Source organism: Salinicola sp. LHM, assembly GCF_034479735.1.
Lineage (GTDB): Bacteria > Pseudomonadota > Gammaproteobacteria > Pseudomonadales > Halomonadaceae > Salinicola > Salinicola salarius.
The window spans coordinates 1,946,926-1,960,316 of the sequence record NZ_CP140261.1 but is presented as its reverse complement, the minus strand read 5'-3'; the positions used below and the strand labels follow the sequence as shown (position 1 = coordinate 1,960,316).

The 13,391-nt window shown below is 62.6% G+C and carries 8 protein-coding genes; 4 read left to right on the top strand and 4 right to left on the bottom strand.

Going from position 1 to position 13,391, the window contains the following annotated elements; genetic code table 11:
* The first annotated feature begins 43 nt into the window (after nucleotides 1-43).
* Nucleotides 44-748, top strand: a complete 705-nt coding sequence (gene mtnN, locus R5R73_RS09050) for a 5'-methylthioadenosine/S-adenosylhomocysteine nucleosidase (RefSeq protein ID WP_276231338.1) — start codon at nucleotides 44-46, stop codon at nucleotides 746-748.
* 82 nt (nucleotides 749-830) lie between these two features.
* Here the strand turns inward: mtnN and cysS are convergent, their stop codons facing one another.
* Both cysS and R5R73_RS09040 read right to left on the bottom strand, forming a co-directional pair.
* The gene (gene cysS / locus R5R73_RS09045) at nucleotides 831-2,222 is read right to left on the bottom strand and encodes a cysteine--tRNA ligase (protein WP_170835837.1); all 1,392 of its coding nucleotides are present in this window, start codon (nucleotides 2,220-2,222) and stop codon (nucleotides 831-833) included.
* A 21-nt stretch (nucleotides 2,223-2,243) separates the two neighbouring features.
* Nucleotides 2,244-3,983: a glutamine--tRNA ligase/YqeY domain fusion protein gene (locus tag R5R73_RS09040; RefSeq protein ID WP_322529461.1), complete on the bottom strand. Its 1,740-nt coding sequence runs from the start codon at nucleotides 3,981-3,983 to the stop codon at nucleotides 2,244-2,246.
* 184 nt (nucleotides 3,984-4,167) lie between these two features.
* On the opposite strand from R5R73_RS09040, the gene R5R73_RS09035 reads away from it, so the two are divergent.
* Nucleotides 4,168-4,662 (top strand): peptidylprolyl isomerase, encoded by a 495-nt coding sequence (locus tag R5R73_RS09035; protein ID WP_071230169.1) that lies wholly within the window; start codon nucleotides 4,168-4,170, stop codon nucleotides 4,660-4,662.
* 46 nt (nucleotides 4,663-4,708) lie between these two features.
* On the top strand, nucleotides 4,709-5,431 hold the full coding sequence (locus tag R5R73_RS09030) for a UDP-2,3-diacylglucosamine diphosphatase (protein WP_071230168.1): 723 nt from the start codon (nucleotides 4,709-4,711) through the stop codon (nucleotides 5,429-5,431).
* Nucleotides 5,432-5,542: 111 nt separating this feature from the next.
* On the opposite strand, the gene R5R73_RS09025 is transcribed toward R5R73_RS09030, so the two are convergent.
* Together R5R73_RS09025 and R5R73_RS09020 are read right to left on the bottom strand one after the other, a co-directional pair.
* Nucleotides 5,543-9,442 carry an AAA family ATPase gene (locus tag R5R73_RS09025; RefSeq protein WP_322529460.1) on the bottom strand — a complete coding sequence of 1,300 codons (3,900 nt, stop codon included), beginning with the start codon at nucleotides 9,440-9,442 and terminating at the stop codon, nucleotides 5,543-5,545.
* Between the two features lie 101 nt (nucleotides 9,443-9,543).
* Nucleotides 9,544-10,206, bottom strand: a complete 663-nt coding sequence (locus R5R73_RS09020) for a tRNA-(ms[2]io[6]A)-hydroxylase (protein ID WP_322529459.1) — start codon at nucleotides 10,204-10,206, stop codon at nucleotides 9,544-9,546.
* A gap of 480 nt (nucleotides 10,207-10,686) precedes the next feature.
* On the opposite strand from R5R73_RS09020, the gene acnB reads away from it, so the two are divergent.
* On the top strand, nucleotides 10,687-13,290 hold the full coding sequence (gene acnB / locus R5R73_RS09015; protein WP_322529458.1) for a bifunctional aconitate hydratase 2/2-methylisocitrate dehydratase: 2,604 nt from the start codon (nucleotides 10,687-10,689) through the stop codon (nucleotides 13,288-13,290).
* Nucleotides 13,291-13,391 lie beyond the last annotated feature (101 nt).

The following is a 13,391-nucleotide window of genomic DNA, read 5'->3' as shown; positions in this document are numbered from 1 at the left end:
CTCAACTCTACGCACTGATCTGACGGACCAGGACGGATAACGCATGCAGACTATCGGTATCATTGGCGCCATGGAGCAGGAAGTCGCCCTGCTCGCCTCCCATCTGGACAACGCCCGCATCGAACATCATCCCGGCGGCACTTTTCACGTCGGTGAGCGCCACGGGCTTCGGGTCGTACTACTCCAGTCAGGCATCGGCAAAGTCAATGCCACGGTGGGCGCAACGCAGCTGATGACCCACTACCAGCCGGACGCCGTCATCAACACCGGCTCTGCCGGCGGCTTCGGTGCGGCCATGGAAGTCGGCGACGTGGTCATCTCCAGCGAGGTGCGCCATCACGATGTCGACGTCACCGCTTTCGGCTACGAAATGGGCCAGGTTCCCGGCATGCCGGCAGGCTTTGCCCCGGATCCCGGGCTGATCGAGACCGCGCGCGCCTGCATCGAAAGCCTCGGGGATCTACGCGTCCACGAAGGCCTGATCTGTACCGGCGACAGCTTCATGGCCGATCCGACACGGGTCGACACCGTGCGCGGACATTTCCCCCAGATGCTGGCAGTAGAGATGGAAGCCGCCGCGATTGCCCAGACCTGCCATCTGTTCGCGTGCCCGTTCGTGGTCATTCGGGCGCTGTCGGATATCGCCGGCAAGCAGTCCGAACTCTCCTTTGACGCCTTCCTGGAACGGGCCGCGACGCATTCCGCCAAGATGGTCGATGCGATCCTCGCTCGCCTGGCCGGGCAATGATCCCGTTTCCCGAATCATGACGCCCCCAAAACGACGAACCCCGCCGATTGGCGGGGTTCGTCGTTTCAAGGCCATGACAGCATCAGGCCGGAGGCGCCTCGAAACTCCAACGGGTACCTTCGCGAGAGTCCTTGAGCACGATACCCAATGCTGCCAGCTCGTCGCGGATCCGATCGGCCTCGGCGAAATCCCGATTGCCCTTGGCCGCGGCCCGCGCCTCGATACGCGTCTCGATCTCGGCTTCACTCAGCGGCAGACCGGCAGCCCCCGCCTTGAGGAATTCGGCCGGTTCGCGCCCAAGCAGCCCCAGCACACTGGCCAGTCGCTTGAGCTCCTGCCCCAGCGCCCCGGCATGGGCCGGCTCGGCATCGCGCAACCGGTTGATCTCCCGGGCCAGATCGAACAGTACCGATAGTGCTTCCGGCGTATTGAAATCATCGTTCATCGCCGCCGAAAATCGCTCGGCGTAGACTCCTTCGACATCGCCGTGGGCCAGCTCGACGCCATCGAGCGCATGATAGAAGCGCTCCAGCGACTTGCGCGCCTCGCTGAGCGACTCCGGCGCGTAGTTGATCGGGCTTCGATAGTGGCTCGCGACCAGCAGGTAGCGGACCACTTCCGGATCGTGCACTTCCAATACATCGCGAATGGTGAAGAAGTTGCCCAGCGACTTGGACATCTTCTCCTGATTGACGCGCACCGCGCCAGCGTGCATCCACACGTTGACGTAGGGCTTGCCCGTCGCCGCCTCGCTCTGAGCGATCTCGTTCTCGTGATGCGGGAAAGTCAGGTCCGGCCCGCCGCCATGAATATCGAAGGTATCGCCCAGGCAACAGGTCGACATCGCCGAACACTCGATATGCCAACCGGGCCGCCCGTCGCCCCATGGCGACGACCAGCTCGCTTCGCCTGGCTTGGCGGCTTTCCACAGCACGAAATCGAGCGGATCTTCCTTGTGCGCGTCGACATCGACCCTCGCGCCCGCTCTCATGTCGTCGAGGTTGCGATTGTTGAGCTTGCCGTAGTCGGCGAAGCGCCGGACACGATAGTAGACGTCACCATTGTCGGCCGCATAGGCATAACCGCCTTCGATCAGGCGCTCGATCATCGCCACGATCTCGGGAATGTGGCCGGTCGCACGCGGCTCCGCATCCGGGCGCAGCACGCCGAGCCGCGCCTCGTCCTCGTGCATCGCCGCGATCATGCGCTCGGTCAATGCCGATATCGACTCGCCATTCTCCTCCGCGCGCCTGAGGATCTTGTCGTCGATATCGGTGATATTGCGAACGTAGGTCACGTCCAGCCCGGTCTGACGCAGCCAGCGAGTGATCACGTCGAACGCCACCATGACGCGGGCATGGCCCAGATGGCAGTAGTCGTAGACCGTCATGCCGCAGACGTACATCCGCAGCTTGCCGGGCTCGATCGGTTCCAGCGCCGCCTTGCGTCGCGTCAGCGTGTTGTAGATCTCCAGCGCGCTCATGTTCTCGCTACCTTAGCTCTGCTTCTTCTGAATCTTGGCCCAGCTATCCTTGAGCCCCACGGTGCGGTTGAACACCAGCTTGCCATCGCGACAAGCGTGACGATCGGCACAGAAGTAGCCAACGCGTTCGAACTGGTAGCGCGCTTCGGGTTCCACCTTCGCCAGCGCCGGCTCGGCGATCCCTTCCACGACAATCAGCGACTCCGGGTTCAGGTGCTCGAGGAAATCGGCGTCCTTGTCACGGTCCGGCGCCTCGTCGAGGAACAGGTTGTCGTACAGACGGACCTCCACCGGCACGCCATGTTCCGCGCTGACCCAGTGGATGACGCCCTTGACCTTGCGCCCTTCCGGATTCTTGCCCAGCGTGTCGAAGTCGACGCTGCAGTGCAGTGCCTCGATCTCGCCGCCCCCGCCCTTGATCACCTCGTCGCAGCGAATGACATAGCCGTTGCGCAAGCGAACTTCCTTGCCGGGCGCCAGGCGGAAGAATTTCTTCGGCGGCTCTTCCATGAAGTCGTCGCGATCGATCCAGATCTCGCGGGTGAATGGCAGCCGGCGCATGCCCATGTCCTCGCGCGCCGGATGCCCGGGCACCTCGAAGGCCTCGTCGTGATCCGCCGGGACATTGGTCAACACCACCTTCAGCGGGTCGAGAACGCACATGGCGCGCGGCGCGTTGTCCTCGAGATCCGAACGAATGGCGAAATGCAGCATCGCGATATCGACCACGTTGGCGGCACGGCTGACCCCGGTCATGTCGCAGAACTTGCGCAGCGACGCCGGCGTATAGCCCCGGCGGCGCAGCCCGGAGATCGTCGGCATGCGCGGATCGTCCCAGCCATCGACCACGTTCCGGTCGACCAGCAGCTTGAGCTTGCGCTTGGACGTCACCGTATAGTTGACATTCATCCGCGCGAACTCGGTCTGCCGGGGTCTGGACGGCACCGGTAACTGGTCCAGGAACCATTCGTACAGCGGTCGATGGTCCTCGAACTCCAGCGTGCATAGCGAATGCGTGATGCCCTCGATGGCGTCGGACTGCCCATGGGTAAAGTCGTAGGAGGGATAGATCTTCCACGCATCGCCGGTCTGGTGGTGATGCGCGTGACGAATGCGGTAGAGGATCGGATCGCGCAGGTTGATGTTCGGCGCGGCCATGTCGATCCTGGCCCGAAGCACCTTCGCCCCTTCGTCGAACTCGCCCAGGCGCATGCGCTCGAGCAGGTCGAGATTTTCATCGACACTGCGATCGCGATACGGACTCGGGCGGCCCGGCTCGGTCAGCGTGCCCCGATATTCGCGAATCTCCTCCGGCGAAAGATCGTCGACGTACGCCTTGCCTTCCCGCACCAGGTGCTGGGCCCAGGCGTACAACTGATCGAAGTAGTCGGAAGCAAAGCGCACCGCCCCGCTCCATTCGTACCCGAGCCAGCGGATATCCTCCTGGATGGCATCGATATACGCCTGTTCTTCCTTGGCGGGATTGGTGTCGTCAAAGCGCAGATGGCATCGCCCACCGAACTGCTCCGCCAGGCCGAAATTGACCCAGATCGACTTGGCATGGCCGATGTGCAGAAACCCGTTCGGCTCCGGCGGGAAGCGAGTCACGATCGTCTTGGCCTGGCCCGACTCGATTTCGTCCCGAATCTGGTTACGCAAGAAGTTCGGCGCGCCCTGCTGGGTATCGGCACCGTGCTGGGTCTCGGCGTTGTCGTTGGGGCTCTCGGCGCTCGTGTTGCTTTCGACGCTCATGGAATGCAGGCAACCTCTGTAATTCGAATGATCGGCCAAAGATGCGGCCCGGATGACGGCAGGTTAACACGCAGGGACAGCGGTTTCTCCCGCCGGCCCAAAACCGCTATTATAGCGCGACGCCCGCGGCCGGCGCCAAGCCGGCCGCCACCTATCGACAGCCCAGAATCGCTCAGGATTTCCGATGATCGTCTTGCATACCAACCACGGTGTCATCAAACTCGAACTCGACCATGACAAGGCTCCGAAAACTGCCGCCAACTTCGAGCAGTACGTCAAGGACGGCCACTATGACGGCACGCTGTTCCATCGCGTGATCGACGGATTCATGGTCCAGGGCGGCGGCTTCGACACCGACTTCGAGCAGAAGTCCACGCGTGCGCCCATCGAGAACGAAGCCGACAACGGCCTGGCCAACCAGAAGGGCAGCGTTGCCATGGCACGCACCCAGGACCCGCACTCGGCCAGTGCGCAGTTCTTCATCAACGTCGGCGACAACGACTTCCTCAATCATCGCGACAAGAGCCTGCAGGGCTGGGGTTACTGCGTGTTCGGCCGCGTGGTCGAAGGCATGGACGTAGTCGACAGCATCCGCCAGGTCGCTACCGGGCGTCGTGGCATGCACAGCGACGTTCCCACGGAAGATGTCATCATCGAACGCGCCGAAGTCACGGCCTGATCTTCATCCCGATATTGGCCGACTATCGAAAGGAACGATCTCTCGCATGCAACTGCTGATTGCCGATCTCCATCTTCACCCCTCCCAGCCGGACATCGCCAAGGGGTTCATCGACTACCTTCGCGGTCCGGCCCGACAGGCATCCTCGCTGACCATCCTCGGCGATCTGTTCGAAGCCTGGATCGGCGATGACTACCGTGGCGAGTTCGAGCAGCAGATCATTGCCGAACTGAAGGCCTGCAGCGATGCCGGTACGCGGCTGGCGTTCATGCACGGCAACCGGGATTTTCTGATCGGCGAGTCATTCGCTGCGGATAGCGGTTGCGCCCTGCTCGACGACCCGACGGTGGTCGAACTTGCGGGTCAGCGCGTCCTGCTGATGCACGGCGACAGCCTGTGTACCCGAGACGAAGCCTATATGGCCTTCCGCCAGCAGGCGCGCAATCCGGCCTGGCAGGCGCAGATACTGGCGATGCCGGTCGAGGAGCGTCTGGCGCTGGCCAAGCAGCTACGGCAGCAGTCCGGCGAAGCCAATACCAACAAGGCCGAAGACATCATGGACGTCACTCCCGAAGCCGTCGTCGAGACCCTGCAGGCTCACGAGGTGAAGGTCATGATTCACGGCCATACCCACCGTCCGGCCGTCCACGATCTCACCGTCGGTGGCGAGCCGGCAAAACGCTACGTCATCGGCGACTGGCGTCCCGGCGTGGGCTGGCAGCTGAGAGTCGAAGACGACACGCTGACGCTCGAGTCGTTTGCGCTCTGACGAGTTCGATACAGATTTTCGACGGCAGCCCTGAAAGCGCCCGGTTCGAATGTCGAGCCGGGCGCTTTTTCCATGCACAGACCCAGGCAAGGAAGCTGTCGTGAGTCACGGCTAGAGCTGATAATCCGGCGCACGGGTCGGGGCGCTGACGTTGTCCAGAAGCGTCCGCCAGCGAGTCAGAACCGGCGCATCGGACAGCGCCACTTCTCCCAGTCGATAGCGCAGCGCTTGCTGCTTTTCCTTATCGCCGGAATCGACCAACGAGAGCCACATTTCCAGGCTCTTCAGCTCCATATGGGCGCTGCCCGCCTCGACCGCCCAGATTCTCGCCTCCTCGATCAGGGCCGCAACTGTCTGCATGTCGTCCCCCATGCGATGCCTGGCGCGAGCCATCTGCAGCGCAAGCTGCGGCATCATCAGCGAACGTCGGGTTCGCGCCTGGTCGAGGCAAGGCTCCAGATACGTCACAGCAAGCGCGACATCGTTGAGCGCCAGGCAGGCGTCGCCGTACCACAGCAAAGGCCGTTGATGCGGCTCCCGGCCGGTCAGCTCGCTCAACTGCGCGATGCAGGCCTCGATTCGTTTCAGGCCGCACGCCTCCCCCGCCAGCGACTGGCTCCAACCCAGTACGCAGTCGGCCTCCCAATGCCAGCGCTGGAGATCCTCGGTCCGGGTCATTTCGTGCGCTCGGCGACCGCGCTCAGTGGCCAGGTGAATATGTCCCAGTTGCCGGTAGAGCGAGGCGGCAAAAATCAGTGCCAGGGCCAGCGATCCCGGATGGCGAACCGACTCGGCCAAGCGAATGGCGGTCTCCATCTGCTGTTCCGCGCGCAGGTAGTCGCCGCGCAGGCAGAGCGCCCAGCTCTGGTAGCAGGCTGCCGCCACCTGCGGATGATCGGAGTACGGCAACCATTCCAGCACCATCGGCTGATTCAACGGGTCGATCTGGTCGAGATGTTCGTAGGCAAGCGATATCCTGCCGCTCCAGTACTCTCCGTGAGCCCGGGCATAGAGCGCCAGGCGCTGGTAACGGGGGTCGTCGATGCGCTGGGCCAGCTCGCGCAGCTGCATGGCCAGCAACTCCGCATCGCGGTTGGCGTGGCGTTGGCTGGCGCCGACCCAGAGCCCCCAGGTCACCAGAAACGCCTGGTCGTCGGCAGCCTCGTCATCCAGGTCTGCACCCTGCCAGAGCTCCTGAGCCTGAAGGAAACTCTCATGCGCCGCTCGCGATCCGTGGCCCTCCAGTGCATAACACGCCTGCCCCTTGACGGTCAGCAGACTGATCTGACGCTCGGCGCCGCCGGCGGACACCTGGTTCAGGCAGGCCAGGCCGGACTCCGCCAGCCTCAGCGCCGTGCGATTGGCACTCACCTTGAGCCCGCTCCGGGCGGCCATTTCGAAATAGCGCGCGGCACGGGCCGGGTCACCGCTTCGCCTCAGGTGCTCGGCGAAGTCGCCGGGGTGACGGCTGATCCAGGCGGGATAGCGTGATTCGATCACTTCGACCACCCGCTGGTGCAGGGCGATACGCACGTCCTGCGGGCAGGAAAGATAGGCTGCCTCCTGCAGCAACGGATGCGTGAACTGGAAATCGTAAGGGCAGGTTTCGCAGGGTTCGATGATCTCCAGCCGCCGCATCTGCTCCAGCGCAGCCTTGAGCGCATCGTCACCGACTTCCAGGCAATCGCGCAGCATGCCGGCTTCGAACTGACGGCCAAAGATGGCTGCCATGTGGGCGACCTGGCGATCACCTTGCAACTGATCGATACGGCTGGCCAGCAATCCCAGCAACCCGCTCGGCAGACTGTCGACATTTAGCCGTCGACCTTCGCGCCGATCGATCTCCAACCGGCGGCAAATCTCCTGCAGGTAGAGCGGAACGCCTTCGCAGCGCTGGATCAACTGATCGCGCAGCCGGGGTCCGAGCTTGAGACGATGGCGACGTGCCAGATACTCCAGCATATCCGCTGATTGGCGACCATCGAGACGCCCCAAAATTACCTGCTGATCCCAGTTCAACCTGATCGGAGGGACTTCACGATTCTGATGCGAGGCTATCAGCAACGAAGCGGTATGAATCGGCAGTCTGGCCTGCAGATTCAGCAATACCTTGAGAGAGGGCTCATCCAGCCACTGCAGGTCATCGACGATGATCACCAGCGGACGACGGAAGGCCATCTCGAGAATCAATGCCTGGACCAGTTGGGTGACCAGCTCCACTGCCTCGTCGGCATCTTCACGCGCCAGAGGTTCGCGCCCCAGCACATCGATCAGCAGACGCCGGCGCTCGCTGCCGATCTTCTGCAGTACGGCCGTGCGATCGATCAGTTGGCCGAGCGCTTCACCATCCGGCTCCCGTTCCAGATACCACCCGAGCAGCGACTGGATCAGCCCGTACGAGGTCTGGCTGGAAAGCCGAGTCGTGGGCCGCCAGAACACCGCGACATCCTCGTGCTGAAGATATTCACGAAAATGGATCATCAAGGCGGACTTGCCGATGCCGGTATCCCCCAGCACCAGCAGACTCTGGCGTAGCCCCAGGGAAACCCGTGCCAGCGCATCACGCAACTGGCGCAGCTCCGCTTCTCGCCCCATCAGGCTGGGTGGCAGTGCCTCGCGCCTGGAAGATTCCACGCCCAGCACCAGCCCACGTCGCTGGACACGACCGTCACTGCTGATCAGACGCGGCGTCAGGCGAGATTGCAGATCGAACGCGGGCGGCAGATGCTGGCTGGCATTGAGCGATATCACCAGTTCGCGGCTCTGCGCTGCCACCATCATCGCCAACGCCACCTGCGTCACGTCGCCGAACGGATCGATCGATTGCCGCTCCGGCAACCAGATCACTCGCCCGCTATCCAGTCCGGCCGTCAGCATGAATCGCGGGGGCGAATCATCACCTTCCCAAACGCTGTCGAGCTCGCGGGCCAAGCCTTGTCGGCAGTGTTCGAACAGCGCCACCAGTTCGGCCAGCTGATGCGTCGGCCCATGAGTACCAAAACACGCCAGGCCGATCCCGCTGCCCACGGCGGTCTGCCAGAAACCGCCCAGATGCCGGCACTGGGTTTCCAGCCACTGAAACAGTCGCCCCTGCGCTTTCAGGCATGCCAGCGCCCGGCCGAGATCGTTGCCGGCATCCACCGGCCTGAGAGCGATCGCCATCACCGTAATCTGGCGGTAATCGATGTCTTGGGCGACGTAACCCAAAGCACCCGGCTGCGCCGCTTGAGCGGCGGGCGAGCCCGCCTGACTCAGCCAGTCGGCGCTGGCCACTCCCTGCGCTGGCACTTCCGACCAGAATCGCGCCAACTGCAAAAAGCCGGGCTCCGGCTGCTGTCCCGAAAGCGCCAGGTGCTGCAGGAAGGCGTTGAACTGTTCCCGAGCAGCAGCAAACTGTCCATGCTCGGCGAGCTGTCGTACGAGACGCTCATGAAAGGGGCCGTAGTCGGGAATACGATGAATCAGGGTGCGTAGCAACGCCTCCGGTAGCGCCGAGGCAGCCTCCAGAACCCGCTCCGCATATTCGATCAGACGCTGGCGCCACTCGCCTCGCGTGCGCACCAGCCACTGCTGGAAGGCGACACACTGCCCCAAGTGAAGCTCCGCCAGCAGATCGCCCCGGTAGTACTCGAGCAACCGCTCCAGAGTCGCCACACTGGGTGTCTGCTGAAGCAGGTCGTCCGCCGCACGGAGATCCCAGACGACGGAAGCCGGCAGATCGAAGGCGATCGTCTGCCGAGTGACGGACAGCGATGCCTCGGCAAGATCACCGAGGCTGTGCCGCAGACAGTGCAAGGCATGGCGAAGGTTGGTTCGGCCGGACTTGACGCCCTGATCCGGCCACAGCATTTCAGCCAGAGCGGCACGACTGACCGGTGTTTCCTGCATCAGGAGATAGACCAGCAGCGCCTTCACCTTGTCATAGCTGAACTGCGTCAGAGTCCGCTCGCCCTGCTGATAACCGAAGTGTCCGAAGAGCGAAATTGTTGTTGTAGCTGGACCTGGGTTCATTGCTTTCCATTCATCCGGTGAGAGGTACGGCCGCCCGGTGGTCACGAACGGGACAGCCGTCGGCGTGCCATGGCTCGAGAGCCATGGTTCCAAAGCGGTGATCAGGAGGCACGAGCTGCCGGCACGCCGCTGTGAAAGCGAAACATGGCGTCTTCACCTTCGATCAGGGCCTGTTCGTGACTCGCGAAACGGGCCACCCGTTCAGCGACGACCTCCTTTCCTGCATAGCGCTCGGCAAGTCCCAGGTAATCTTCGAAATGGCGCCCTTCCGACCGCACCAGCGAGCGATAGAACTTGGCAAGCGTCTCGTCGAGGTGGGGAATCAATCTGGCGAAACGCTCACAGGAGCGCGCTTCGATAAAGGCCCCGACGATCAGGATGTCGATCAGGCGGTGCGGCTCATCACGCGCCACGTGCTCACGCAGGCCCTCGGCATAGCGCGAAGCCTGAATGTGGGAATAATCGACGCCCCGCTCCTGCATCAGCCCTACCACCTGCTCGAAGTGCAAAAGCTCCTCGCGGGCGAGCTGGGACATCTTGGTCAGGAGTTCGGGACGATCCACGTAGCGAAACATCAGACTCATGGCAGTCGACGCCGCTTTCTTTTCGCACTGTGCGTGGTCGATCAGCAACAGTGCGGGGTTCTCCAGCGCGGCCTCTATCCAGCGTCTCGGGGTTTCACATGGCAGAAAATCGAGCAGCTCGGCAGGCAGCAGGTCGTCAGTAGTGCAATCGGTATGGGCAGTCATTCGTTCGGTAGTCATTGACGTTCGTCGAGCACTCGACAGGCAATGCCGAGTACATGAATAAAAGCGGCGCACACGGGTAACGACGATTCGAACCGCGTGTCGGATACGGCGCGATTCGCCGAAAAACGGGACAGAACCGCGGCGAGCGATATCCGTCACCGGATCGTTGATTGGAGCCTGATGAGACACTCAGGTTCCGGTGCGTTGAATCAAAGTGGATTCGATGAAATTTCGCTCTATGGTAGCGCCTGGCCAGCCAGACTTCGACACCCGCCTGCTCGACCATGGTGACATTGACTTTCCACGCGGCTTTCTCCCCTTTCCCCCTGTTCTGTTCAGCACGAACAACGGCGGTTCCTTAACATTGTCGACAGTTTCACGTAGACTTCGCTGCGCCCACCGCAGCCGATCTATTGCCGACCGAAACGTACCCACGTAGCGGTTACGAATACACATCGCTCATGCGGGCTCTAACACTAGATGAGGCTCTCCACCGTGCTTGAAGCTTACCGCCAACATGTCGAGGAGCGCGCCGCCGAAGGCGTGCCGCCGAAGCCGTTGAACGCCGAAATGACCGCCCAACTGGTCGAGCTGCTGAAGCAGCCGCCGGCTGGTGAAGAGGCATTTCTCCTCGAACTGATCACCGATCGCGTACCACCGGGCGTCGATGAAGCCGCTTACGTCAAGGCAGGCTTCCTCACCGCTATTGCCAAGGGTGAAGCGACCTCGCCACTGATCGACAAGATCCACGCGGTCAAGCTTCTCGGCACCATGCAGGGCGGATACAACATTGCCACGCTGGTCGAACTGCTCGACGACAGCGAGCTTGCCCAGGAAGCCGGCGAACAGCTGAAGCACACGCTACTGATGTTCGACGCCTTCCATGATGTCGCCGAACGTGCCAAGACCGGCAACGCCATTGCGCAAGGCGTGCTCGAATCATGGGCCGAAGCCGAATGGTTCCTCGCCAAGCCGGCCCTGCCCGAGAAAATCAGCATCGCCGTGTTCAAGGTACCGGGCGAGACCAATACCGACGATCTCTCTCCCGCCCCGGATGCCTGGTCACGCCCGGACATTCCGCTGCATGCCAACGCCATGCTCAAGAACCCGCGCGACGGCATCGAGCCGGAAGTCGCCGGTACCAAGGGCCCGATGTCGCAGATCGAAGCGGTCAAGGCCAAAGGCTTCCCGGTCGCCTATGTCGGTGACGTGGTCGGTACCGGCTCCTCGCGCAAGTCCGCCACCAACTCGGTGCTGTGGTTCTTCGGCGACGACATTCCCCACGTGCCCAACAAGCGCGCCGGCGGTTTCTGCTTCGGCGGCAAGATCGCTCCTATCTTCTTCAACACCATGGAAGATGCAGGCGCCCTGCCGATCGAAATGGACGTCGACAAGCTCGAGATGGGCGATGTCGTCGACGTCTATCCCTACGAAGGCAAGGTGACCCGGCACGATAGCGACGAAGTCGTCTCTACCTTCCAGCTCAAGACCCAGGTCATCCTCGACGAAGTCCGTGCCGGCGGCCGTATTCCGCTGATCATCGGTCGCGGCCTGACCGAGAAGGCCCGCAACGAACTCGGGCTGCCGGGCTCCGACATCTTCCGCAAGCCGGAGCAGCCGGTCGACACCGGCAAGGGCTTCACCCTGGCACAGAAGATGGTCGGCAAGGCCTGCGGCATGGACGGCGTGCGTCCGGGCATGTACTGCGAACCGAAGATGACCACCGTCGGTTCCCAGGACACCACCGGCCCGATGACGCGGGACGAGCTCAAGGACCTGGCCTGCCTCGGCTTCCAGGCCGACCTGGTGATGCAGTCCTTCTGCCACACGGCGGCCTACCCGAAGCCGGTGGACGTCGAGACGCATCACACCCTGCCCGACTTCATCATGAACCGTGGCGGTGTCTCGCTGCGTCCCGGCGACGGCATCATCCATTCCTGGCTCAACCGCATGTTGCTGCCGGACACGGTCGGCACCGGCGGCGACTCCCACACCCGCTTCCCGATGGGCATCTCCTTCCCGGCGGGCTCGGGCCTGGTCGCTTTTGCCGCCGCAACGGGCGTGATGCCGCTGGACATGCCGGAATCGGTACTGGTGCGCTTCAAGGGCGAGCGCCAGCCGGGCATCACCCTGCGTGACCTGGTCCATGCGATTCCCTACTATGCCATCCAGCAGGGCCATCTGACCGTGGCCAAGTCCGGCAAGAAGAACATCTTCTCCGGCCGTATTCTGGAAATCGAAGGTCTGGAAGATCTCACCGCCGAGCAGGCGTTCGAGCTTTCCGACGCGTCCGCCGAGCGTAGCGCAGCGGGCTGTACCATTACGCTGGGTGAAGAGAGCGTTACCGAGTACCTGAACTCCAACGTCACGCTGCTGAAGTGGATGATCAGCGCAGGCTACGGCGATCGCCGCACGCTGGAGCGCCGCATCGAGGCGATGGAAGCCTGGCTGGCCGACCCGAGCCTGATGCGCGCCGATGCCGACGCTGAATACGCCGCAGTCATCGAGATCGACCTGGCCGAGATCGACCAGCCGGTGCTGTGCGCGCCTAACGACCCGGACGACGCGCGACTGCTTTCCGAAGTGGCCGGCACGCAGATCGATGAAGTGTTCATCGGTTCGTGCATGACCAACATCGGTCACTTCCGTGCCGCTGGCAAACTGCTCGAAAAGCAGCCCGCCGGTAGCCTGAAGACACGACTATGGCTTGCGCCGCCGACCAAGATGGACCAACATCAACTGACCGAGGAAGGTTACTACGGTATTTACGGCAAGGCTGGCGCGCGCATGGAAATGCCGGGCTGTTCGCTGTGCATGGGTAACCAGGCACGCGTGGCGCCGAAATCCACCGTCGTATCCACCTCTACCCGTAACTTCCCCAACCGTCTGGGCGACGGCGCTGATGTCTATCTGGCATCGGCAGAGCTCGCGGCGATCGCTGCCGTCGAAGGCCGCCTGCCAACGGTCGAGGAGTACAAGGCTACCATGGGCGAGTTCAATGCCATGGCGGGAGAGATCTACCGCTACTTGAACTTCCATGAGATAGAGGATTTCCAGAAAGCGGCCGCTACTGTCATTCCGGTCGCCCAGGAAGCCTGACACGTCTCTTCCGATGCTCGCAGCTTCAAGAAGAGGTCACCGAAACGCCCCGCCATGCGGGGCGTTTTTTTGTCTCTTCCTCCGTCATCTCCTCATCTCGC